The 24,006-nt window shown below is 70.0% G+C and carries 19 protein-coding genes; 13 read left to right on the top strand and 6 right to left on the bottom strand.

The features are described from left to right. Positions 1–20: 20 nt before the first annotated feature. Both SK854_RS24105 and SK854_RS24100 read right to left on the bottom strand, forming a co-directional pair. Positions 21–1,559 carry an alkaline phosphatase D family protein gene (locus tag SK854_RS24105; RefSeq protein WP_319977356.1) on the bottom strand — a complete coding sequence of 513 codons (1,539 nt, stop codon included), beginning with the start codon at positions 1,557–1,559 and terminating at the stop codon, positions 21–23. Further along, positions 1,559–2,065, bottom strand: a complete 507-nt coding sequence (locus SK854_RS24100) for a hypothetical protein (RefSeq protein ID WP_319977355.1) — start codon at positions 2,063–2,065, stop codon at positions 1,559–1,561. Before SK854_RS24100 ends, SK854_RS24105 begins: the two co-directional genes overlap by 1 nt. A gap of 282 nt (positions 2,066–2,347) precedes the next feature. Between SK854_RS24100 and SK854_RS24095 the strand changes: the two genes are divergently transcribed. Then, positions 2,348–2,743: a DUF3040 domain-containing protein gene (locus tag SK854_RS24095; protein ID WP_093597478.1), complete on the top strand. Its 396-nt coding sequence runs from the start codon at positions 2,348–2,350 to the stop codon at positions 2,741–2,743. 79 nt (positions 2,744–2,822) lie between these two features. On the opposite strand, the gene SK854_RS24090 is transcribed toward SK854_RS24095, so the two are convergent. Genes SK854_RS24090 through SK854_RS24080 form a run of 3 tightly spaced genes read right to left on the bottom strand, consistent with a single transcriptional unit; the run spans position 2,823 to position 7,622 of the window. After that, positions 2,823–5,300: a transglutaminaseTgpA domain-containing protein gene (locus SK854_RS24090; protein WP_319977353.1), complete on the bottom strand. Its 2,478-nt coding sequence runs from the start codon at positions 5,298–5,300 to the stop codon at positions 2,823–2,825. A 1-nt stretch (position 5,301) separates the two neighbouring features. Next, positions 5,302–6,567 carry a DUF58 domain-containing protein gene (locus SK854_RS24085; RefSeq protein WP_319977352.1) on the bottom strand — a complete coding sequence of 422 codons (1,266 nt, stop codon included), beginning with the start codon at positions 6,565–6,567 and terminating at the stop codon, positions 5,302–5,304. Positions 6,568–6,569: 2 nt separating this feature from the next. Continuing rightward, the gene (locus SK854_RS24080) at positions 6,570–7,622 is read right to left on the bottom strand and encodes an AAA family ATPase (RefSeq protein ID WP_402905564.1); all 1,053 of its coding nucleotides are present in this window, start codon (positions 7,620–7,622) and stop codon (positions 6,570–6,572) included. 405 nt (positions 7,623–8,027) lie between these two features. Between SK854_RS24080 and mraZ the strand changes: the two genes are divergently transcribed. The 5 genes from mraZ to SK854_RS24055 all read left to right on the top strand — a co-directional run bounded on the left by mraZ (position 8,028) and on the right by SK854_RS24055 (position 13,440). After that, the gene (gene mraZ / locus SK854_RS24075) at positions 8,028–8,459 is read left to right on the top strand and encodes a division/cell wall cluster transcriptional repressor MraZ (RefSeq protein WP_030479478.1); all 432 of its coding nucleotides are present in this window, start codon (positions 8,028–8,030) and stop codon (positions 8,457–8,459) included. Between the two features lie 167 nt (positions 8,460–8,626). Further along, entirely contained in the window at positions 8,627–9,580 is a 954-nt protein-coding gene (gene rsmH / locus SK854_RS24070) for a 16S rRNA (cytosine(1402)-N(4))-methyltransferase RsmH (RefSeq protein WP_319977350.1), read from the top strand. After that, the gene (locus SK854_RS24065; RefSeq protein ID WP_319977348.1) at positions 9,577–10,161 is read left to right on the top strand and encodes a hypothetical protein; all 585 of its coding nucleotides are present in this window, start codon (positions 9,577–9,579) and stop codon (positions 10,159–10,161) included. Before rsmH ends, SK854_RS24065 begins: the two co-directional genes overlap by 4 nt. Beyond that, on the top strand, positions 10,161–12,071 hold the full coding sequence (locus SK854_RS24060; RefSeq protein ID WP_319977346.1) for a peptidoglycan D,D-transpeptidase FtsI family protein: 1,911 nt from the start codon (positions 10,161–10,163) through the stop codon (positions 12,069–12,071). Before SK854_RS24065 ends, SK854_RS24060 begins: the two co-directional genes overlap by 1 nt. Positions 12,072–12,387: 316 nt before the next feature. Further along, on the top strand, positions 12,388–13,440 hold the full coding sequence (locus SK854_RS24055) for a putative glycoside hydrolase (RefSeq protein ID WP_319977345.1): 1,053 nt from the start codon (positions 12,388–12,390) through the stop codon (positions 13,438–13,440). Here the strand turns inward: SK854_RS24055 and SK854_RS24050 are convergent. Continuing rightward, positions 13,437–14,186 (bottom strand): universal stress protein, encoded by a 750-nt coding sequence (locus SK854_RS24050; RefSeq protein ID WP_319977344.1) that lies wholly within the window; start codon positions 14,184–14,186, stop codon positions 13,437–13,439. The genes SK854_RS24055 and SK854_RS24050 overlap by 4 nt on opposite strands. Positions 14,187–14,461: 275 nt before the next feature. Here SK854_RS24050 and SK854_RS24045 point away from each other — a divergent pair, with 275 nt between their 5' ends. The 7 genes from SK854_RS24045 (at position 14,462) to murC (ending at position 23,942) form a co-directional block, all read left to right on the top strand. Beyond that, positions 14,462–15,988 carry a UDP-N-acetylmuramoyl-L-alanyl-D-glutamate--2,6-diaminopimelate ligase gene (locus tag SK854_RS24045; RefSeq protein ID WP_319977343.1) on the top strand — a complete coding sequence of 509 codons (1,527 nt, stop codon included), beginning with the start codon at positions 14,462–14,464 and terminating at the stop codon, positions 15,986–15,988. After that, entirely contained in the window at positions 15,985–17,445 is a 1,461-nt protein-coding gene (locus SK854_RS24040) for a UDP-N-acetylmuramoyl-tripeptide--D-alanyl-D-alanine ligase (RefSeq protein ID WP_319977342.1), read from the top strand. The genes SK854_RS24045 and SK854_RS24040 overlap by 4 nt, the downstream gene beginning before the upstream one ends. Next, positions 17,442–18,527, top strand: a complete 1,086-nt coding sequence (gene mraY / locus SK854_RS24035; RefSeq protein ID WP_319977341.1) for a phospho-N-acetylmuramoyl-pentapeptide-transferase — start codon at positions 17,442–17,444, stop codon at positions 18,525–18,527. The genes SK854_RS24040 and mraY overlap by 4 nt, the downstream gene beginning before the upstream one ends. A gap of 4 nt (positions 18,528–18,531) precedes the next feature. Beyond that, positions 18,532–19,905, top strand: coding sequence for a UDP-N-acetylmuramoyl-L-alanine--D-glutamate ligase (murD, locus tag SK854_RS24030; RefSeq protein ID WP_319977340.1), 1,374 nt, complete (start codon positions 18,532–18,534; stop codon positions 19,903–19,905). 67 nt (positions 19,906–19,972) lie between these two features. Continuing rightward, a complete protein-coding gene (gene ftsW, locus SK854_RS24025) occupies positions 19,973–21,436 on the top strand; it encodes a putative lipid II flippase FtsW (protein ID WP_406601816.1) in 1,464 nt (487 codons plus the stop codon). Positions 21,437–21,474: 38 nt separating this feature from the next. Continuing rightward, complete coding sequence (murG, locus tag SK854_RS24020) at positions 21,475–22,578, top strand: undecaprenyldiphospho-muramoylpentapeptide beta-N-acetylglucosaminyltransferase (protein WP_319977339.1); 1,104 nt, start codon at positions 21,475–21,477, stop codon at positions 22,576–22,578. Further along, positions 22,575–23,942, top strand: a complete 1,368-nt coding sequence (murC, locus tag SK854_RS24015) for a UDP-N-acetylmuramate--L-alanine ligase (protein WP_319977338.1) — start codon at positions 22,575–22,577, stop codon at positions 23,940–23,942. The genes murG and murC overlap by 4 nt, the downstream gene beginning before the upstream one ends. Positions 23,943–24,006: the final 64 nt, after the last annotated feature.

Here is a 24,006-nt window from a genome sequence, read left to right as displayed (position 1 = left end):
AAACCCCGCCCACACGTCCGTCACGGACGCCGGTACTGCGCGGGCGATCCGACGGTCGCCGGGTCCTCGTAACTCCCGGCCTTCCCCCGATCGACGTGGAACGTGGTCAGCGTCGACACCGGCGAAGACGCGTCCCGCCGGTCCCCGATCACCTTCATGTGCGTGGTGAACCGCCGCGGCGTCACCTCGTACACGTCGTAGCCGTACCTGTTGCCCTCGAAGTACTTCAGATGCGGGTTCGCCGCCCCCATCACCGGCCCGTTCACCGCGTTCCACTCCGGCGAGTAGGCACCGGACGTGACCGAGTGCGCGGTGAACTCCGTCCCGATCACCGGCGACGACAGGTCGTCGAAGTCCGGCCGGATGTCGTCCACGAACGCCGAGTGCCAGTCGCCGGTCAGCACGACGAGGTCCTTCAGGCCCTCCGCGGCGACGTGGCCGAGCACCTCGCGGCGTTCGGCCAGGAAGCCGTCCCACTGGTCGGTGAAGTAGTAGCCGCCACCGGTGCGGGCGAGCTGCGACAGCATGATCGAGTTGATCCACACCTGCCACGCTTCTCGCGCGGAAGAAATGCCGTCCAGCAGCCACTTCTTCTGCTCGGCGCCCAGGATCGTGCCGTCGGCGAGGTTCTGCGCGGACCGGTACTGCCTCAGGTCCAGCACGGTCAGGTCGAGCAGTGAGCCCCACTGGCGGCGCCGATGGATCTGCGGTTCGAGAGCGCTCCCAGCGCGGATCGGCAGGTGCTCGTACCAGGCCTGGTAGGCGGCGGCACGGCGCTTCACGAACGGCGCCGAGCCGTCGGTTCCGCTGTAGTCGTTGGCGACCTCGTGGTCGTCCCAGGTCAGGAAGAACGGATGGGCGGCATGGGCGTCGCGCAGCGACGGATCGCCCTTGTACAAGGCGTGGCGGCGCCGGTAGTCCGCAAGGGACAGCACGGCGGGGCCCTCGTGATCACGCACGTGCGTGCCGCCGACCTGGCCGTGTTCGTAGATGTAGTCGCCCAGGTGCACGACGAAATCCAGGTTCTCGGCCGCGATTCCGCGATGTGCCGCGTAGAAGCCGTCGTGGAACGCCTGGCAGTTCGCCGTCGCGAACCGGACGCGGGACACCGGGCCGACCGGTGCCGTGCGCGTGCGGCCGACGCGAGAACGCTTGCCCAAAGCCGAGAACTGGTAGTAGTAGGTGCGGCCGGGACGGAGACCGTGCACGGGCACGTGCACGCTGTGCCCCAACAGGTTCGACGCCGCGACGGTCCCGCACGCGACGCGCGAACGCATCGTGCGATCCAGTGCGACCGACCACTCGACCTCGACGATCTCGGGCAACGGCTGCTCGTGCGCCAGCGGTTCGGGAGCGAGTCGCGTCCACAGGATCACGCTGTCCGGCAACGGGTCCCCGGATCCGACGCCCAGGCAGAACGGCGCCGCGTCCCACGACGCGCCCAGATCGAGCGCGGCGGCGTGCGCCTGCGCGGGGGACAGGCCGGCCGACAGCGGCCACACGGTGCCGAGAGCGCCGGCGGCGGCAGCGGCGCGCAGGAGATCACGTCGGTTCAGCATCAGCGGGCCTCCACCGTGAACGAGATGTTGTCCGCGTAGCCGTCGTTCGACGTACCACCACCGGATCGGGTCATCTGCAGCGTCACGACCGCCGTCCTGCTCCCCGGCGGCACCGTGCCTCGAACCGAACGCTCGACCAGGCCCGTGCGGCCGGAGCGTTCCTCCGCCGTCACCGGTCCGAGCACCACGAGACCGCGCGGTGTGCCGCCGGAATCGAGGAACTCGACCGACAGCCGGGCGCCGTCCTGCTGCGCGGCGTAGCCGCCGAGCCAGCAGGACACGGCGAACTGAGACGGCCCGCACGGCAATGTCACGCTCTGTCGCAGCGTGCTCAGTGGCGTGTCGCCGCCGCCGAAGAACGACGAGCCGCGCCGCGCCGGACCGGGATCACCTGGCCCCGGATACCCCTGGCCCGCGTCGTACCGCAGCGCGACGGGGGCGCCCGCGACGACGAGCCAGCCGGTCAGGCCCTGCTCGGCGGCGCCGTTGACGATGAGTTCGGTCATGGCGCTGATCCGAGCAAGCGGGGCTGTCCCGGACGGATCCCGAGGCCGAACGAGGTGTGAACGGAAGGCCACAAGGGGCTGGAAAGTGCCTCACGAAGGCCTCACCACTGCCCCAGGAGGATGATGGTGACAGAACAGACCGTATGAGAATGCCGACTGGGTAGTCGCCGGGGCGCGCGGATCGTATCCTGGAAGGTGACGTCCCCAGGGTGGGTCGTCCGCCGGGTTCGGCGGAAACCGAAAACACCCGGCGCCCGCGACCGCTGTGCCGGAGGAGGAACGATGCCACTCTCCGAGCACGAGCAGCGACTGCTCGACCAGATCGAGCGCGCGCTCTACGCCGAGGACCCGAAGTTCGCATCTACCGTACGGGGCGCCAAGTTGCGGCGGCCGTCCAAGCGACGCCGTGTGCAGGGCATCGTGTTGTTCGTGGTCGGTGTGGCCGCGCTCATCACCGGCGTGATGCTCCCGCAGCTCGCGATCGCCAGCATCCCCGTGGTGAGCGTCTTCGGCTTCCTGCTCATGTTCTTCGGTGTGCTCATCACCCTGACGACACTGCGTCGCGGTGACCAGGTCGCCGAAGGAGCGCAGGAGGACGGCAAGCCCGCGCGCAGCCGCAGCTCGTTCTCCGAACGGATGGAAGAGCGCTTCCGCCGCCGCTTCGACGAAGAGCAGTAACCCACCAGATCTCACCACGATGGGCCCGCCCCCGGCAGGGAGCGGGCCCATCGTCATGTCACGGGGTCCTGCCGCGGACCTACACCCCGACCGGCTCCCGGTCGGGTGTCTCGGCCGTCGGCGCGGGCGTCGGCTTGAGCACCGACTTCGGGAACAGCTTCGCGCGCAACGACAGCGGTGCGTTCTGTCGCAAGGACTGTCGCACCGCGGCCAGCGCACCGGGCAACGCCGGGTCGGCGGCCGGGTGAGGGCTGTACCAGGACCGCTCGATCGCCCCGATCACCAGCCGCAGCCCGTCCTTGCCCGCGTCGTCCAGGTTGTGCTCACGCGCCAACCGGCGGGCGGCGAGCCTGATCGTCTCGGCGGCCGGCACCGGCGCGCCGCGGTCGATCGACTCCGCCATGAGCTCGCTCCACGCCGCCGTGGCCGCGCCCGGACCGAGCGCCGTCACCGCGTGCAGGCGGTTGCGCCGTCGCACGGCACGCACCAGCAACGGCGTGAACACGATCCCGGCGATCACGAGCACCACCGCGAGCCACCACGAGAGCAACGCCGCCGCGAGCCCCACACCGATCAGCCACAACCCCGCCGCGGCCGGTATCAGCAGCTTGCGCGCCCACGACACGCCCATCAGGCCCGCGCTGACCACGCCGAGCAGCGCCAGCACCAGGAAGATCGACAGCAACGCCGCCAGCACCAGCACCACGCCCAGCGCCCACAGGTGCCACGGCTGCGGCCCCTCGGAACCCGCCTGCGGCAGTCCCTGGTCGCCGTCGGTGCCGTCAGGCGAGGTGGAGGCCTGGGCCGAGCCGGTCGCGGACGGCGCCACCGACGGCGCCGTCGTCTCGGCGGTCGGCTGTTCCTCCTGCCCCGGCGCGGTCTCGCGCAGGTACGGCGGGACGATGCCGCGGCCGTCGGAGACCGGGGTCGGGTCGAAGGTCATCCAGCCGTAGTTCGGGAAGAAGATCTCGACCCACGCGTGCGCGTCGTCGGTGCTGACCACGCGGTACGCGTTGTCCGCGGACGGCACACCGGCGGTGAAACCGATCGCCACGCGCGACGGCAGGCCCACCACCCGGGCCATCACGGCCATCGCGGAGGCGAACTGCTCGCAGTAGCCGACCTTGCTCCGCAGCACGAAGTCGCTCAGCGCGTCCGTCGTGACGTCGCCCTTGGTCTCGAGCTGGTACTTGAAATCGGTGGTGGGGCTGTTGAAGAACGCCGTCAGCGCGGCCGCCTTGTCGAAGTCGTTGGTGGCGCCCTCGACGACCTTCTTCGCCAGGTCCACGACCTCCTGCTCGACCCCGTCGAACTTGTAGTACTCACGATCGACGGCGTTCGCCTGGGTCGGTGCCAGCCGCAGCGCCTGCTTCGTCGGCGTCGACATCACCGTGTCGATCTCGTACGACTCCGGTTCGCGCTCCCGCTGGGTGTAGATCACGCCCTTCTTCGGGTCGAACTGGTAGTCGTCGTCCGGGGTGTCGATGCGGCGGACGGCGCCGTAGGTCGGCAGCCAGAAGCTCCGCCAGTCGCGCGGCTCGATGTTGATCCGGGTGGTCTTGCCCTCGCCGCGATCGCCCGGCTGCGGCGGAAGCTCACCGCGCGCGGGCTGGCCGCCGGGAGGACTGCCGCGTTCCCAGCCCTTGTTCGGCACGTACTGGGCCAGCGTGGACGCCCGCATGTACATCGGGTCGGTCATGCCGCGCACGTAGAACACCTCGGCCGTCCGGCCGCGGTTGAGCATGCCGCGCAACGACGTCATCTCGCTCAGGCCGATGCCGCCCTTGCCGCCGCCACCGGCACCGCCGCCGGGCAGCCTGCCGACCGTGCCGACGAGCGTGAAGCCCGCACCGACGATCAGCGCGATCACCATCGCGATCGCCGCCACCGACGTCGCGGACCCGCCGGACCCGCTCGCCGACCCGGAACCGAGCCGGCCGCGCCACGCCTCGTGCCGGTGCTGGCCGTCGACCGCGAGCAGCATCGCGAACGCCGCCGCGCCCAGGATGAACGTCCAGAACGGCAGCATCTCGTCGGCCAGCGACGCGGGCACCGCGAACACGCACAGCAGCACCAGCCCGGACGCCGCCGGAGCCGCCGCGGCCACTGCCAGCGTGTCGACCAGCACCGCGACCAGGCCGATCGCCAGCACCACGAGCGCCTGGATCGCCGGCGACGCGTGCACCGGCGGCACCCCGGTCTGCACCTGCGCCACGGAGTCCGCGAGCACGTCGCCGATCTCGCTCAGCGCCTCGGGACCGGGGATGAACAGGAAGATGCCCGACCGCGTGTGCAATGCCGTGAGCAGGCACAACAGCACGAACACCTGGGCGATCGCGACCAGCGGCGGAGTCAGCCGGGTAGCGCGCAGGAACGCGCCGGTCACGGTGATCGCCACGATCACCACGCCGATCCGCACCAGCCACAGGTCGCCCTCGATCACACCGGAGAGGGCGGTGGACGCGCAGAGCACGGCCAGCGCGGCGATCCACGGCGTCGCCGAGGTGAACCACTCGGGTTCGGTCCCTCTCGTCGCCGGAGCGGAACGGGTCCCCATCTCAGCCCACCTCCGAGCGCACCGACGGACCCCGGTTACCCGCCGAGGCGCACAACTCCTGCCACACCTGCTGCATCGACGCGGACGGCTTCGCGATCGCCACACCCCAGCCCGCGCCGTTGAGCAGCCGCCGGGCGTCCTCGGGTTCCGGGGCGGCGGCGTCCGTGCCACCCGCCCACGCGTTCACGTCCAGCAGCACGGCCATGCTGCGCATGCCGCGCGGCCGGTACCGGATCAGCTCCTCCGCCGACGCCGGCGAGAGTCCGCCGAGCACCGCGATGACCTCCTGGCCCGCGCCGGGGTCCACGCCGCCGGTGAGCTCACGGCGGTGCGAGCCCTGCAACGCCGCGAGCGAGTCCAGCACCACGTGGTCGCTGTGCCCGCCCTCGGACGAGCCACCCGCGAGCACCCGCCCGTCCTCCGAGACCAGGCGCACCTGGTGACCGAAGTGGTGCAGGTGCAGGCAGATCGACGCCGCGAACGAGATGGCCCACTCCAATGACGCCGTGGGACCGCTACCGCGGTGCGCGTGCACCCGGTGGTCGAGCAGCACGGTCGTGCCGCCGCGCCACGGGCGTTCCTCGACGCGCACCATCAGCTCGTCGCGCCGGGCCGTCGACCGCCAGTGGACCTTCCTCAGGTCGTCGCCCTGCCGGTACTGCCGCACGATCGCGTCGTCCTCGCCCTGACCGGCCCGCAGCCGCACCGAGCCGTCGTCGCCCGCGCCCATGCCGGAACCGCCGGGCAGACCCGACAGCCGCACCACGCGCGGCACCACGACCAGCCGCGACCGGCCCGCGAGCTCGCGGTCGAACTCGGCCAGCCCGAACGGGTCGGTGATCCGCGCCATCAGCGGGCCGACCTGCTGGACGCCGCGCATCACCGGCTTGAGCGGGTAGCGCAAGGTCGTCGGCGTGTTGCGGGGCAACCGCTCCACCAGGAACCGCGGCCGCGCGCCCAGGGCGTACGGCACCGTGTCCTCCAGCATCAGCCCGCCCGTGGGCAGCCGGCCGGTGCTGCGCAGGTCGAGCTTCACCTCGGACGCCGCACCCACCGGCACCCGGCTCGGGGCGAGGAACCGGGCGGCGTGCAATCCAACCCGAGCCCTCGTCGCGAGCCACGCGGCCAGCAGGGGAAGCGCGATCACGAAGGCGGCGACCCGCAACAGGTCGCGTTCGTTCAGCACCGCGGCGCACACTCCGGCGGCGAACCCCGCGGCCAGCAAGCATCTTCCGCGCGTGGTCAGACCGGAGAGTGCGGTGCGCATCGTTAGCGTGGCGTCCCTGCGTTGTTGTTGTTCATGCTGCGGACGAACGCCGCGCTCGGGTCGAGTGCCGCAGTCGGCACCGGCACCCGCTGCAACAGCGCCCTGATCAGCTCGGCGGGGGACCGGCGAGCGGCCTGCGCCTCCGCCGTGAGCACCAGCCGGTGGGCCAGCACGGGGATCGCGATCGCGTGGATGTCGTCGGGAACCACGAAGTCACGGCCGGCCAGCGCGGCTTGCGCGCGTGCGGCGCGGACGAGGTGCAACGTGGACCGCGGCGAGGCACCGAGCCGCAGCTCCGGCAGGCGGCGCGTCGCCGAGACCACCTCGACGGCGTACCTGCGGACCTCAGGCGACAGGTGCACCCGGCGCACGGACTCGACCAGCCGCAGGATCTGCGCGGCGTCCGAAACGGGCCTCAGGTCGTCGAGCGGGTTGTGGCCCGCGTGCTCGTCGACCATCGCCAGCTCGGCCTGCGGGTCCGGGTACCCGATCGACACGCGCGCGGTGAACCTGTCGCGCTGTGCCTCCGGAAGGGCGTAGGTGCCCTCCATCTCGATCGGGTTCTGCGTCGCGATCACCATGAACGGCGAGCCCAGCGGGTAGGTGTTCCCGTCGACCGTGACCTGGTGCTCCTCCATGCACTCCAGCAGAGCGGACTGCGTCTTGGGGGAGGCGCGGTTGATCTCGTCGCCGACGACGATGTTCGCGAAGATCGGTCCAGGCCGGAACTCGAAGTCGTTCTCCTGCCGGTTGTAGATGGAGGAGCCGGTGATGTCGCTCGGCAACAGGTCGGGCGTGAACTGCACTCGGCTCACGGTGCAGTCGATGGAGCGGGCAAGCGCTTTCGCCAGCGAGGTCTTGCCGACACCCGGCACGTCCTCGACCAGCAGGTGCCCCTCGGCGAGCAGCGTCACGAGCGCAAGGCGGACCACGTCTGGTTTACCGACGAGCACCCGCTCGACGTTCGCGGCGATCCGCTGAACGGCGCCGTGCAACTCTCCCAGAATCTGATCGACCGGCGCGTGACTGTTCGCGCTTGGGCTTCCCGGCGTCACTAAACCTCCAGCAGCCGTGTCCGGAACACGGACGTGTGAGCGTTTCACGCAGTGTGTCAAACCACGGCTAAGTGCCCTACACCTGCGGGCTACATCGGGTTCGCTCCACCAGCATCCACCTTCCCCCACCAACTCGCCGCAACTCTCGGTTTTGACGGAAATTTCTAGGCCGTTCGAGTGCTAATTCCGGGCTGAACCCTCACCCGCGAAGGTGGTGACTGACCAGCTCCCCCACCGTCCCCCCACGCTCCCCCACGGCGTCTACCTGGGCAAATGTGTCACGACATGCTGTGTGGACAGCTGTTTCAACGTTGACTGTGGTGAAAAGTGGGGTACTGTGGCGGCCGGTGGGGCAGACGGGGGCTCCGCTGCCGGTCCGTCGCCCGGTGAGGGAGGTGGCTGCCGATGTTCCTCGGCACTCACTACCCGCGCCTGGACGACAAGGGTCGGCTGACACTGCCTGCGAAGTTCCGGGACGAACTGGCGGGAGGTCTCATGGTCACCAAGGGCCAGGACCACTGCCTGTACGTGTTTCCCCGGGCTGAGTTCGAGCAGATGGCGAAGAAAGTCGCCGAGGCGCCGTTCACCAACGACGCCGTACGCGCCTATCAGCGGTATCTGTTCGCAGGAACGGACGAGCAGCGTCCGGACGGTCAGGGCCGCGTCCTGATCGCACCGGAACTGCGCCGGTATGCCGGGCTGACCAAGGAGTGCGTGGTCGTCGGCGCGTTCACCAGGATGGAGATCTGGGACGCGGCGGCCTGGCAGACCTATCTCGACGAGCACGAGGACGGCTACGCCACCGCTCGCGAGGAGGTCATTCCGGGCGTCTTCTGATGGCGGTCAGCCGAGCAACAGGCCGGATGTTCCACACGCGATTCGGGTGCCGTGAGGCCTCGGTCCGCTCGAGAATCGGCCCTGGCGCACCTTCCCCGGCGCCAGGTTCGACGGGCGGGCGGGGACCTGACGTCACCCGAAACGCGCATAAGGGGAGTAGAGAGACCATGGATCAGCCGCGGCACGTTCCGGTGCTGCTGGATCGTGTCCTGGAACTCTTCGCTCCAGCGCTCTCCGGCAAGCCCGCCGTCGTCGTCGACACGACGCTCGGCATGGGCGGCCACTCCGACGCGCTGTTGAGCGCCCACCCCGAACTCACCCTCATCGGGCTCGACCGCGACCCGCAGGCCATCGAGATGGCCGGCAAGCGTCTCGCTCGCCACGGTGACCGCGTTCATCTCGTCAACGTCACCTACGACCACATCGACGAAGCCGTGGAAGACCTCGGTTATTCGCGCGTGGACGGTGTGCTGATGGACCTCGGCGTGTCCTCGTTGCAGTTGGACGAGGAGGAGCGCGGGTTCGCGTACTCGAAGGACGCCCCGCTCGACATGCGGATGTCCAAGGGCACCGGCATGACGGCGGCGGACGTGCTGAACACGTACGGGCACGGCGACCTCGCGCGGATCCTCTCCACCTACGGCGAGGAGCGGTTCGCGGGCAAGATCGCCTCCGCGGTGCTGCGGGAGCGCGAGAAGGAGCCGTTCACGAACTCGGGCCGGCTCGTCGAGCTGCTCTACGCCGTCGTGCCCGCGGCTTCGCGGCGCACCGGTGGCCATCCGGCGAAGCGCACGTTCCAGGCGCTGCGGATCGAGGTCAACGGCGAGCTGGAGTCGTTGCGGCTGGCACTGCCCGCCGCTCTGGGCGTGCTGCGCGTCGGCGGGCGGATCGTCGTGGAGTCCTACCAGTCCCTCGAGGACCGGATGGTGAAGCAGGCGATCGCGGAGCTGGCGAAGTCCAAGACGCCGCCGGGCCTGCCCGTCGAGCTGCCGGGTCACGGACCCGAGGTCAAGTTGCTCACCAGGGGCGCGGAGCTCGCGAACGAGAAGGAAATCGAGGACAACCCGCGTGCGGCGCCGGTGCGCCTGCGGGCGGCGGAGCGGATCGGAGAGCCGAGATGACGGCACCCGCGCGGGTCGGTGGGTCGTCACCCCGCGACCCCTCCCCGAAGAAGACCCAGGACAAGGTCCAGGAGAAGGACAAGGCCCGGCGGCGGACCGCCGGCGCCGAGCGTGCCTACGCGCGCCGGGCCCAGCGCGCCTCGAACCTGCGCGGCGGTTCCGCGAGCCCGCAGCAGAAGGCCGTGTCCAAGGCTCCGTTCGTCGTGCTGGTGATGCTCGTGCTGGGCGCGGGCGTCGCCGGGATCATGTACTTCTCCACCCAGGCCGCCGCCGACACCTACCGGCTGCAGGAGGCGCGGGCGGAGGCCGAGAAGCTGACGCTGCAGATGGAGCAGCTGCGCCGCGAGGTGGCGCTGCTGGAGTCGCCGACCGACCTCGCGCGCCGCGCGGGGGAGATGGGCCTGGTCGAGCCGTCGAACCCGGCACGGCTGCGGCAGAACCCGGACGGCTCGATCGAGGAGTTCGGCAAGCCGAGCGCGCCGACCAAGTCGACGCCTCCGCCTCCGCCGTCCTCCGAGCCGCCCGCACCGCCCGCGGGCCAGACTCCTCCGGCGGGTCAGACGCCTCCGGCGGGTGGCTGATGCCCGGTCCGCAGACCAGGGGACCGCGCCGGCCGTTGTCCGTGCGCGGCTCCCGCCCGGCCGCGCGCCTGGGCGGCAACAGCAGGCTGCGCATCGGCGTCGGCCGGATCCTGCTGATCGGCGCCCTGCTGATCGCGGGCGTCAAGCTCGTGCAGGTGCAGGGCCTGCAGGCGGCCGAGCTGTCGGCGCAGGCGCAGAAGCAGCGCACGACGCCCATCGACATCCCCGCCGAGCGCGGGTCGATCCTCGATCGCAACGGCAACCAGCTCGCGTTCTCGATCGAGGTGCGCGCGCTCTACATCCTTCCGCAGCGCGCGCGTAAGGCCTGGGACGAAGCGCACGCGAAGGACGAGAAGAAGTATCCGGGGACCTACGAGGACCGCGCGCGTGAGATGGCCAAGTTCATCTCGTCGACGCTGGGGCCAGAGGTCAACGGGGAGAAGACCGACGAGGAGTCCGTCTACCAGCAGCTCGTCAAGGACATCTCCTACGAGGTCCTGGTCAGCGAGGCGGAACCGGCCAAGGCCGCGAAGATCGTCGAGAAGTTCCCCGCGGAGATCGGCTCGGAGTACCGCTCCAAGCGCATCTACCCCAACGGCGACCTGGCGGCGAACATCATCGGCGCCGCGAACTGGCGCCAGGAGGAGAAGCCGCCGACCGTCCAGGGCATCCTCGGTCTGGAGAACGCCCAGGACAACGTGCTCGCGGGTCGCACGGGCCGCCGAGTGGTCGACACGATGTCCGGTGACGACACCCTCGTCATCCCGAACACCGAGCGCGAGCTCGTGAAGCCGCAGCCCGGCAAGAGCCTCGAACTCACCATCGACATCGACACCCAGTACGCGGTGCAGAGGATGGTCGCCGACTACGCGAAGAAGTCGGGCGCCAAGAACGCCTCCGCCGTCGTGCTGGACAGCCGCACCGGCGAGATCGTCGCGATGGCCAACGACAAGACCTACGACCCGACGGACTTCGGCAAGGCGAGCGAGGACCAGAAGCGCAACACCGCGGTCGCGTACAGCTTCGAGCCCGGCTCCGTGAACAAGATCGTCACGGCCGCCGCCGCCGTCGAGTACGGCCTGTTCAAGCCGGACGACGTGCTGCAGGTGCCGGGGTCGCTCAAGGTCGCCGACCGGACCATCAGGGACGCGTGGAACCACCCGACCGTGCCCATGTCGTTCACCGGCGTGTTCGCCAAGTCCTCCAACGTCGGCACGTTGCTCGCCGCGCAGGAGGTCGGTCAGGAGCGCTACGCCGAGATGCTGCAGAAGTTCGGTCTCGGCCGCCGCACGAACTCCGGCGTCCCGGCCGAGGAGGCGGGCCAGGTCCCGCCGCTCAACCAGTGGTCCGGCTCGACCTTCGGCAACCTGCCGATCGGCCAGGGTCTCTCGATGACGCTGCTCCAGATGACCGGCATGTACCAGGCGATCGCCAACGACGGTGTCCGCGTCCCGCCGCGGCTGATCCGCGCCGAGATCGGCGAGGACGGCGCGCGTTCGGAGAAGCAACGGCCGGACGGCGTCACCGTCGTGTCGCCGGAGACCGCGAAGACCGTCCGCCAGATGTTCCGCTCGGTCACGCAGTCCGACCTGCGGGACGCGAACCAGAACGGCACCGGCAAGCAGGCCGCCCTGCCCGGCTACCAGGTCGCGGGCAAGACCGGCACGGCGCAGCAGATCGACCAGAACTGCAAGTGCTACTCCCAGTCCCAGTACTGGATCACGTTCGCCGGCATCCTCCCGGCGGACAACCCGCGCTACGTCGTCGGGATCATGCTCGACGCGCCGACCGGCACCCAGTTCAGCTCGTCGGCGGCACCTCTGTTCCACGACATCGCGACCTTCCTGACCCAGCGGTTCCAGGTGCCGATGTCGGTCGAGCAGACGCCGTTCGTGCAGTTGCAGCTGTAGATCAATTGAGTGGGCGCGCATTCTTGGTCGCGCGCGCCCGTTTCGCAAGTGACCTGAGCCACGCCCAGGCGTGACAACAGGACATTCCAGTGTTTCACAGTGAAAAACTCTTCGTAATGAGACGCGATCCATCACGTCTAATACTCCGAAACCGGAGTGGCAAGGCGAGATGGGGTTTGGCGTGCGTTTTCTCAGGTATTCGATCTTGGCAGGGGTCCTGGCGGTGACGATGGTTCCCGCAGCTCAAGCAGGTGAGGACGAATGGACGGCCGAGTCCTTCTGGCTGCACATGAACAGCACCCCGACAAATGATCAAATGATCGCCACCGAGGCGCAGCGCCGTTCCTACGTGGTGCTCAACGCCTGGGAAACCGATCTTGCCGCGAAGTTCAAGGCCGCCAATCCGAAGATCCAGACCTTTGTCTACAAGGATCTCTCGTCGACGCGCAGCTATGCGTGTTCGAACGGCACCGACGATTCCGATCTCCCCACCGGCGTCGGTTACTGCGAGGCCGACCCGTCGTGGTTCCTGCTCGACTCCGGCGGCAAGCGCTTCGAGTACGACGGCTACGAGGGCCACTGGCAGATGGACGTCGGCAACGTCGGCTACCAGAACGCCTGGGCCGACAACGTGGTCGCGTCCTCGGCCAAGGTCTTCGACGGCGTGTTCATGGACAACGCCCTGTTCGCCTGCGACACGTACCACGACGGCGTCTGCCCGGCCGCGTACCCGACCGACGAGTCGATGCGCGAGGCCTACCGCTCCATGCTCGCCAACACCAGGCAGAAGTTCGTGGACGCGGGCCTCAAGACCGTCGCGAACATGTCCAACGCCCGCCTGCACGACGGCGCGTGGGACTCGTACGTCGAGCACCTCGACGGCGGTTTCGACGAGTGGTGGCTGACCTTCGGCGACAAGGACCTGCTCTCCGAGTACTCGCAGGGCTGGAGCCGGCAGATCGCCCAGATCACCGCCAACGAGGCGAAGGGCAAGATCACCTGGGTCCAGCCGCACCACAGCGGCGCCGAGCAGCCGTTCCGCTACGCCTTCGCGAGCTACCTGCTGGCCAAGGGCGAGCACGCCGCGATCTCCGAGATCGACCAGACCGACCGCTACGACGGCCCCTCGCAGTGGCGCACCGAGTACGACTGGGACCTCGGCACGCCGCTCGGCGAGCACCACGAGGTGGCCGCGAACGTGCACCAGCGCGACTTCGAGTGCGGCACCGTGATCGTCAACGCGAACAAGACGGGCAGCGCCCCGATCACCGTGCGGCTCGCCGAGACGCAGTTCAACGAGCGCAACTCCCCGGTCACCTTCGTCGCCCTGCCGGGCACCACCGGAACGGTGCTGCGCAAGAGCTGTTAGAGCTTCGCGCGGTCGTCGTGCATCGGCTCCGGCCGGGCGACCAGCACCGGGCAGGACGCGTGGTAGAGCGCGGCCCGCGTGACCAGCCCCACCCCGTCGTGCTGCCCGCCTCGTCCGACGACCACGAGATCGGAGTCCAGCGCGGCCAGGGCCTCGTGCGGATGCCGTGACTCCACCAGTACTTCGGGGGTCAGTTCGGGAGCGGTGGTGCGCAGGAACAACACGGCCCGGCGGATCGTGGCCTCGTCGCGCGGCACCGTGACGCCGTGCTGGGCCGGCAGGTGGATGTGCAGCAGGCGGAGCCGCGCTCGGCGGGTGCGGCAGAGCTCGACCGCGCGCCGCAGCACGACCGGGTCCTCGCACCCGCCGACGGCAGCGGTGATCCAGCCGTGTTCGCCGCGGATCGCCTCTGGGCGTCCGCGCACCACCACGACGCCGCACCGCGCGCGGCGCAACACCGGGAGGACGAGGGAGCCCAGCCCCAGGCTGCGGTGCTGTTCGCCTTTGCACCCCAAGACCAAGGTCGCGCTGGAGTCCGACGCCCTCACCAGTGCGGCCACCGGGTCGTCTCCGCTCGGGCGGAAGTGGGCGGTGAGCATGGGGAGTCGTTCCAGGACCCGCTGGACCGTCGTGTCGCCGGGGTCCGCGAGGTACACCTGAAGATCCGTCCGGAGCGACCACGCGTGCCGCGCGGCCCACTCGAAAGCGTGATACGCGGACTCGGAAGTGTCGACTCCGACTGTCACGGAACGACTGAAATCGGGTGCCCAGAAGGAAAATCTCCTGGGTTCCACCGCCGTGCTGGTGTTCATCGCCGCCTCCTGCCGCTCTCTACCTCACCGCAGCCACACCAGTGGTCACAGGGCCCTAAGTCACAAAGCGGGCAGGAACTTGTTCGGCCGGACGGGCTCGCTGGACAGGACCAGCGACGAGGGCACTCGAACGGCCCAGAGTCGCTGATCATCACCCGAACGCCAACGCGCCGCTCGACCACTCTGCGCACGCCGGTAGCCTCTTGCCCGTGCCTGCCAAGCTCGAGGGCAAGGTCGCGACCGCCCCGCCCCGCCCCAACGCCATTCGCCCTGCTTCCGTGGCTGCTCTCGCCGCGGTCGCCGACGTGCACCTGACCAGGCCAGCGCATGCCGACGTCCAGGTGACGGGGGTCACTCTGCGTGCACAGCACGTGGTCGCCGGAGACCTCTACGCCGCGCTGCCGGGCGCCAACGCGCACGGCGCCGACTTCGCCGCCACGGCGATCGCGAACGGTGCCGTCGCCGTGCTGACGGACGAGGCCGGAGCCGCGCGCGACGCCCTCAAAGACGTGCCCGTGCTGATCCACCCACGTCCCCGCGAGGTCGTGGGGCTGCTCGCCGCGCACGTCTACGGACAGCCGTCGACCAAGATCAAGCTGTGGGGTGTCACCGGCACGTCCGGCAAGACCACCACCACGTACATGATCGAGTCGGTGCTGCGCGCCGCCGGGAAGAACACCGGCCTGATCGGCACGGTCGGCACCCGCATCGGCACCGAGCAGCTCGGCAGCTCGCACACCACGCCCGAGGCACCGGACCTGCAGGCGCTGTTCGCGGTGATGGCCGAGCGCGGCGTCACCGACGTGGCGATGGAGGTGTCGAGCCACGCGCTGCACATGGGCCGCGTCGCCGCCACCGAGTTCGAGATCGGCGCGTTCACGAACCTGAGCCAGGACCACCTCGACTTCCACGCGGACATGGAGGAGTACTTCCAGGTCAAGGCGCAGCTGTTCGACGGCCGCGCGCGCAAGGAGGTCGTCTGCGTCGACAGCGAGTGGGGCGACCGGCTCGTGAAGCCAGGCACCATCACCGTCGCCACGACCAAGGCCGCGGACTGGACGTCGAGCGAGATCCAGGTGTCGCCGACCGGTGAGCAGACGTTCACCGCGCACGGCCCCGGTCTCGACATCGAGATCCACCTCCCGCTCGCGGGCAGCTTCAACGTCGCGAACGCCCTGCTCGCCATCGCCTGCCTGCACGTGGAGGGCATCGGTGCCGAGGCGATCGCCGAGGGCCTGCGCAACGTCCAGGTGCCCGGCCGCATGCAGCGGATCGACGAGGGCCAGGACTTCACGGCCGTCGTCGACTACTCGCACAAGCCCGCCGCCGTCGCGCTCGCGCTCGACGCCGTGCGCGCCAAGACCGACGGCCGGGTGATCATCGTGCTCGGCTGCGGTGGCGACCGGGACCGCGCCAAGCGGCCGTTGATGGGCGAGGCCGCCGCCGAACGGGCCGAGGTGTTGATCATCACCGATGACAACCCCAGGAGCGAAGACGCGTCCTCTATTCGGGCCGCCATGCTCGAAGGGGCCCTCGCCGCGCACGACAGGGGCGAGGTGCTCGAGATCGGCGACCGGAGGCTCGCGATCGAAAAGGCCGTCGAGCTGGCTCTTCCGGGCGACGTCGTCGTCGTGGCGGGCAAGGGACATGAGACGGGACAAGAGATCGCCGGCGTGATCCAACCGTTCTCGGACGTCGAGACGCTGACCGCCGCGATCAGAGAGGCGCACCGTTGATCGCACTCACGCTCGCCGAGATCGCTGAGATCGTCGGCGGACGCCTGCACGCGACCGATGGCAGTCCGGTGGTCACCGGGTCCATCGAGTTCGACACCCGCAAGGTCACCGAGGGGGGCCTCTTCCTGGCGTTGCCCGGTGAGCGCGTGGACGGCCACGACTTCGCCGCGCAGGCCGTGGCGTCGGGCGCGGCCGGTGTGCTGGCGGGCCGCGAGGTCGACGCTCCCGCGGTGATCGCGCCGCCGGTGCAGACCAAGCACGCCAACGCCTACGTGCTCGCCGGCGACAAGACGGGCGAGGGCGCGGCGGTGCTCGAAGCGCTGGCCAAGCTCGCCCGCCACGTGACGGACCGCCTCAAGGACCTCACGATCATCGGCATCACCGGCTCGGCGGGCAAGACGTCCACCAAGGACCTCATCGCCCAGGTGCTCAGCCCGACGGGCGAGACCATCGCGCCACCCGGTTCGTTCAACAACGAGCTGGGCCACCCGTGGACCGCGCTGCGCGCCACCGAGGACACCCGCTTCCTCGTGCTCGAACTGTCCGCACGCGGCATCGGCCACATCGCGAACCTCACCGAGATCGCCCCGCCGAAGATCGGCGCCGTGCTGAACGTCGGCACCGCGCACGTCGGCGAGTTCGGCTCGCGTGAAGGCATCGCGCAGGGCAAGGGCGAGCTGATCGAGTCGCTGCCGGAAGACGGCGTCGCGATTCTGAACGCCGACGACCAGTTGGTCGCGGGCATGGCGAGCCGCACGAAGGCCAAGGTCGTCCTGGTCGGCGAGAGCCCGAACGCGGACGTCCGCGCCGAGAACATCGAGCTGGACGAGCAGGCCCGCGCGAGCTTCACGCTGAAGACCGCGCGGGGCGACGCCCAGGTCAAGCTGTCGCTGAACGGCCCGCACCAGGTGGGCAACGCGCTGGTCGCGGCCGCGATCGCGCTCGAACTGGGCGCCACGCCCGCCGAGGTGGCGCAGCGGCTCGGTGCGGCCGAACGGGTCTCCGCGCACCGCATGGTCATCACCGACCGGGCGGACGGCGTGACCGTCATCGACGACGCGTACAACGCGAACCCCGACTCGGTGCGGGCGGCGTTGAAGGCGCTGGCGACGATCTCGCGCGCCACCACGCCCGCCCGCCGCAGCTGGGCCGTCCTCGGCCCGATGGCGGAACTGGGCGACGACGCGGTGCGCGAGCACGACGAGATCGGCCGCCTGGTGGTGCGCCTGGACATCAGCAAGCTCGTGGTCGTCGGTGAGGCGGCCCGCGCGATGCACCAGGGTGCGCACCTGGAAGGATCTTGGGGAGACGAATCCGTCAGGGTGCCGGACGCGGACGCGGCGATCGCGCTGCTCCAGGGGGAAGTCCGGCCCGGTGACGTCGTGCTGGTCAAGGCATCGAACGCCTATCGCCTGTGGCGCATTGCCGAGGCCCTGCTGGAGGCAGGAACCAAGTGAAGAGCATCCTGATCGCCGCAGCGATCGCACTGGCAGTGTCGATCCTGCTGACGCCCTACCTGATCAAGATCTTCTCTCGCCAGGGCTTCGGCCAGGAGATCCGCGAGGACGGTCCGCAGCACCACAAGACCAAGCGCGGCACGCCGACCATGGGTGGCCTCGCCATCCTGGTCGCGATGTGGGCCGGTTATCTCGGCACGCACCTCGTGAACTCGATGTCGGCCTCGGCCTCGGGGCAGACCCCGACGGCGTCCGGCCTGCTCGTGCTGATGCTGACGACGTCGCTGGGCATCGTCGGTTTCCTCGACGACTTCATCAAGATCCGCAAGGCCCGCAACCTGGGCCTGAACAAGACGGCGAAGCTGGTCGGCCAGTTCATCGCGACGATCACGTTCGCGATCCTGGTGCTGCAGTTCCCGAACAAGGACGGCCTGACGCCCGCGTCGGTCAACCTGTCGTTCGTCCGCGACATCACCGTGGTCTCGTTCGGCGTCATCGGGTTCATCGTCTTCTGCTACGGCATGGTCGCCGCGTGGTCGAACGCCGTGAACCTGACCGACGGCCTCGACGGCCTCGCCGGCGGTTCGTCGGCGATGGTGTTCGGCACGTACGTCGTGATCTCGTTCTGGCAGTTCCGCTACAACTGCTCCAGCTACGCCGTGGCCGGCTGCTACGACGTGCGCGACCCGCTGGACCTCGCGGTGATCGCCGCGGCCGCGATGGCGGGCTGCATCGGCTTCCTGTGGTGGAACGCCGCTCCGGCCAAGATCTTCATGGGTGACACCGGGTCGCTCGCGCTCGGCGGCCTCGTCGCCGGTCTCGCGATCGCGACCCGCACCGAGCTGCTGATGATCGTCATCGGTGGTCTGTTCGTGGTCGAGGCCCTGTCGGTGGCGTTGCAGGTCGCGGTCTTCCGCACCTCACGACGGCGCCTGTTCCGCATGGCACCGTTCCACCACCACTTCGAGCTGGCGGGCTGGGCGGAAACCACTGTCATCATCCGGTTCTGGTTGATGGGCGGCATCTGCTGCATGTTCGGGCTCGGCGTGTTCTACAGCGAGTGGCTGACGGGCGGTTTCTAGAGCTATGACCAAGCTGGCCGGAACAAAGGTGCTGGTGGCCGGTGCTGGAGTGACCGGCAGGTCCGCCGCGGAGGCGTTGCTCGCGGCGGGCGCCGAGGTCGTGGTGACGGACTCGTCGCCGGAACGGCTGGCGGCGCTGGAGACCGTGCTCGAAGGCGTCGAACTGGTGCCGGGGCTGGTCGAGCCTCCCGCCGGGACGTCGCTGGTCGTCACGAGTCCGGGGTGGCAGCCGTCGAGCCCGTTGCTCGCGGCCGCCTCGTCGGCGGGCATCGAGGTGATCGGCGAGGTCGAGCTGGCCTGGCGGATGGGCACCGAGCTCGCCGACCCGCCGGTGTGGCTCGCGGTGACCGGCACGAACGGCAAGACCACCACGGTCGGCATGCTGGAGTCGATCCTGCACGCCGCCGGCGCGGACGCCGTGGCCTGCGGAAACGTCGGCCTGCCGGTCGTGGACGCGCTGCTGGCCGGCCGCCGGGTGCTGGCGGTGGAGCTGTCGAGCTTCCAGCTGCACTGGGCGCCGTCGGTCCGGCCGCAGGCGGGCGCGCTGCTCAACCTCGCGGAGGACCACCTCGACTGGCACGGCGGCATGGACGCCTACGCGCAGGCCAAGGCTCAGATCCTCACCGGTGAGGTCGCGATCGGCTGGCTCGACGACGAACTCGTCGGCGACCTGCTGGAGGCCTCGCCCGCGCGGGACCGGATCGGCTTCACCCTCGACGAACCGGAGGACGGCCAGCTCGGCGTGCGCGACGGCTGGCTGGTCGACCGCGCGTTCGCCGACGACGAGGCGCTGGTCGAGATCGCGAAGATCCGCCCGGCAGGTCCTCCCGGCATCGCGGACGCTCTCGCCGCCACGGCCCTGGCGCGCGCGTACGGCGTGCCGTCCGAGGCCGTGCGCGAGGGCTTGGAAGCGTTCGAACCGGCCGCGCACCGTGCCGTGCTCGTGACGGTCGACGCCGCGGACGTCAAGTACGTCAACGACTCGAAGGCGACGAACCCGCACGCGGCCGTGGCCTCCCTGCGGGCGTTCGACAGCGTCGTGTGGATCGCCGGCGGCCTGCTCAAGGGCGCGTCGGTCGAGGACATGGTCCGCACCGAGGCCCATCGGCTGCGGGGAGCGGTGCTGATCGGCGCCGATCGCCAGGTCATCGCGGACGCGTTGGCGAAGCACGCGCCGGACGTGCCGGTGCGCGTGCTCGACGTCGCCGACGACGAGGACCCGATGCAGGAGATCGTCCGCACCGCGCAGGAGTTCGCGCAGTCCGGTGACACCGTGCTGCTCGCACCGGCGGCGGCGTCGATGGACATGTTCAGCGACTACGCACACCGCGGCCAGGCGTTCACGGACGCTGTAAAGCGCCTCACGGGTGGCCGGTAGGGTTCGAAACGGGCGACACGCCCCAGGAATCCCCGTTCGAGCGCTTGACACAGGAGACGATGATCTGGTGACCGTCGTCGCCGACAAGCCGAGAAGCAAGCGGAAGGTTCGTCCCACGGGCCGCGTCGCCTCGTTGCGCAGCGGTCTCACGTCGTGGATGAGCCGGCCACTGGCCGACTTCCACCTGTTGCTCGCGATCTTCGGCATGCTCACCGTGCTCGGCCTGGTGATGGTGCTGTCGGCGTCGGCGCCGGGACAGGTCGCGTCAGGCGTGTCCGCGTACAGCGTGTTCCAGAAGCAGCTGATCTACGTGTGCATCGGCGCTGTGCTCTTCTGGGTGATGCTGCGGTTCCCGTTGCGCAAGCTGCGGCACTTCTCGACGGCCGCGATGGCCATCGGCGTGGTGTTGCTGGCGCTGGTGCTGACGCCGCTGGGCGACGTCCGCGGTGGTGCCCGGTCGTGGTTCACCGTCGGGCCGATCTCGTTCCAGCCGATCGAGGCCGTGAAGCTCGCGCTGGCGCTGTGGGGCGCGCACGTCCTGGTCACCAAGCGCGCGTTGCTCTCGCAGTACCGGCACCTGCTGGTGCCCGTCGTACCGGTCGCGATGCTGGTGTTCGCGCTGGTCATGCTGCAGCCCGACCTCGGCGGCACGATCACGCTCGGCGTGGTGCTGATCGGCCTGCTCTGGTTCGTGGGCGCGCCGATGCGGTTGTTCGGCGTGATCGCCGGTGGCGCGATCGCGGGTGCCGTCGTGCTCGCGATCGGTGCCGCCTACCGGCTGCAGCGCGTGACGTCGTTCCTCAACCCTGACGCCGACCCCGACGGCGCCGGTCTGCAGGCGCGTCAGGCGATGTTCGCGCTCGCCGAAGGCGGGCTGTTCGGCAAGGGGCTCGCGCGGGGCAGCTCGCAGTGGCGGTACCTGCCCAACGTCGAGTCGGACTTCATCTTCGCCGTCATCGGCGAGGAGCTCGGCTTCGTCGGGTGCGCGCTGGTGCTGGTGCTGTTCGGCATGCTCGCGTGGGTCGGGCTGCGGATCGCGTCGCGCAACACCGACCCGTGGATCCGGATCGTGTCCGCGACGCTGACGGTGTGGCTGGTCGCACAGGCCGCGATCAACATCGGCTACGTCGTGCAGCTGCTGCCCGTCACCGGCCTCACGTTGCCGATGATCTCCTCCGGCGGCACCTCGATCGTGACGACCATGGTCGTGTTCGGCATCCTCGCGAACTGCGCCCGGCACGAGCCCGAGGCCGTGGCGGCGCTGCGTTCGCTCGGTCCCGGCCGGGTCGGCGGGCTGCTCAGGCTGCCCGCGCCCGAGGCGTACAAGCCGCCCGCCAAGCGCAAGCCGGTCCGTCCGTCCACGCCTCCGCGCGCACCGGGCAGGCGCACCGCGCAACTTCCGGTCGTCGACGAACGTCGTATGGCTGGACGCTCAGCTCCGCCTTCGGAGTACCGTCGCCGCGAATCGCGGCGGACACAGGGCCGTTCGGAGCAAGGTAGGTCGACCCGCGGTCGCGGGCGATACAACTGATCGATCATCCCTACGCCAACACCAAATCGGGAGAAGTCTTGACCGGGCACCCTGCCCCCAGTGGTCCGTGCGTCGTGGTCGCAGGTGGTGGCACCGCGGGTCACATCGAGCCGGCACTGGCGCTGGCCGACGCGGTCATGCGGCTGCGGCCGGACGCGCGCGTCGTCGCGCTCGGCACCGCGCGCGGCCTCGAGAGCAAGATCGTGCCGGCCCGCGGGTACCCGCTGGAGCTGATCCCGCCGGTGCCGATGCCGCGCAAGCCCACGCTGGACCTGCTGAAGCTGCCGCTGAACGTGCGCGGCGCCGTGAAGCAGACCCGTGAGGTGCTGGAGCGCGTCGGCGCGGACGTCGTCGTCGGGTTCGGCGGCTACGTGGCACTGCCGGCGTACCTGGCCGCGCGTGGCCGCATCCCCATCGTCGTGCACGAGGCGAACGCCAAGGCCGGACTCGCGAACAAGGTCGGCGCCAAGTTCGCCGCGCACGTCGCCGCGGCCGTGCCGGACTCCGGTCTCACCGACGCGGAGATCATCGGCATCCCGCTGCGCCAGTCGATCACGACGCTGAACCGCGCCGCGTTGCGCGATGAGGCCCGCCGCTTCTTCGGCCTGGACCCGCACGCACCGGTGCTGCTGGTGTTCGGCGGATCGCAGGGCGCGCGTTCGATCAACGAGGCCGTGGCGCCCGTGGCGGCGGAGTTCGCCCGCGCCGGCGTCGGTGTGCTGCACGCGTACGGCCCGAAGAACTCCGTTGCTGTGCAGCAGGTTCCGGGCGCTCCGGCGTACGTTCCCGTGCCGTACCTGGAGCGCATGGACCTCGCGTACGCCGCCGCGGACGCCGTGCTGTGCCGTTCGGGCGCGATGACCGTCGCCGAGGTGTCGGCCGTCGGCCTGCCCGCGATCTTCGTGCCGCTGCCGATCGGCAACGGCGAGCAGGCTTTGAACGCCGGTCCGGTCGTCTCCGCGGGCGGTGGCCTGCTGGTGCCGGACTCGGAACTGACGCCGCAGAAGGTCGCGTCGCTGGTGGTGCCGCTGATGGCGGACCGCAACCGGCTCGCGCAGATGTCCGCGGCGACGCTCGGCACCGGCCGTCGCGAGGCGGACGAGATCCTGGCCCGCTCCGTGCTGGAGGTGATCAAGAAGTGAGTCTCGAACGAGTTCACCTCGTCGGCATCGGTGGTGCCGGCATGAGCGGCATCGCCCGCATCCTGCTGGCCCGCGGCGTGCAGGTGTCCGGTTCGGACGCCAAGGACTCGCGGACCGTGCTGGCCCTGCGCGCCCAGGGCGCGCGGATCGCCGTCGGCCACGACGCGTCGAACCTGGACCAGCTCGTCGGTGGTCCGACCGAGGTCGTGGTGTCGACCGCGATCAAGGACACGAACCCGGAGTACGCGGCGGCCCGTGAGCGCGGCATCACCGTGCTGCGCCGTGCCGAGGCTCTCGCGGCGCTGATGGAAGACCATCGCGTCGTGTGCGTCGCCGGAACGCACGGCAAGACGTCGACCACGTCGATGCTCACCGTCGCGTTGCAGCACTGCCGCGTCGACCCGTCGTTCGCGATCGGTGGCGACCTGAACGAGTCCGGCGCCAACGCCCACCAGGGCACCGGTGGCGTGTTCGTGGCCGAGGCGGACGAGTCCGACGGCTCGTTCCTGTTCTTCTCGCCGTCCGTCGCCGTCGTGACGAACGTCGAAGCCGACCACCTCGACCACCACGGCACCGTCGAGGCCTACACGGCCGTGTTCGACTCGTTCCTGGAACGGATCGTGCCCGGCGGCGTGCTGGTGTCCTGTGTGGACGATCCCGGTGCGGCGCGGCTGATCACCGAGGCTCGTGCGCGTGGGATCCGGGTGCGCGAGTACGGACGTTCGGCCACCGACGCACGTCTCGTCGACTACAAGCCGCTCGAGTCCGGTGGCCTGGCGTCGGTCGAGATCGACGGTGTGGCGGTCGAGGTCCGGGTCGCGGTGCCGGGCGAGCACATGGCGCTGAACGCGATCGCCGCGCTGCTGGCAGGTCTGGAACTCGGTGCCGACCAGGCCGGGCTGCTCGAAGGCCTCGCCGCCTTCGGTGGCGTGCGGCGGCGGTTCGAGTTCAAGGGCCGCGGCAACGGCGTGTCCGTCTACGACGACTACGCGCACCACCCGACCGAGGTCGACGCACAGCTGCGTGCCGCGCGTCCGGTCGCGGGTGCGGGCCGTGTCATCGTGGTGTTCCAGCCGCACCTGTACTCCAGGACCCGTACGTTCGCGACTGAGTTCGCCGCCGCGTTGTCGCTGGCGGACGAGGTCGTCGTGCTGGACGTCTACGGCGCCCGCGAGGAGCCGGAGCCCGGCGTGACCGGTGCCCTGATCGCGGACCAGGTCACGGCTTCCGTGCACTACGAGCCCTCGTTCGACCGAGTCCCGGCGCTGGTGGCGTCACTGGTGCGTGAGGGCGACCTGGTGGTGACCATGGGCGCGGGCGACGTGACGATGCTCGGCCCCGAGATCGTCAGCGCGCTGTCATGAGCGCACCGGTTCGCGGGAGGTCCACGCGAGTTCGCTCCGCGAACCGGAGACCGAAGAGTGCTGA

Source organism: Lentzea sokolovensis, assembly GCF_033949975.1.
Taxonomy (GTDB): Bacteria; Actinomycetota; Actinomycetes; order Mycobacteriales; family Pseudonocardiaceae; genus Lentzea; species Lentzea sokolovensis.
Note: the sequence above shows the minus strand (reverse complement) of the source record. Positions and strands in the feature narration are given on the sequence as shown.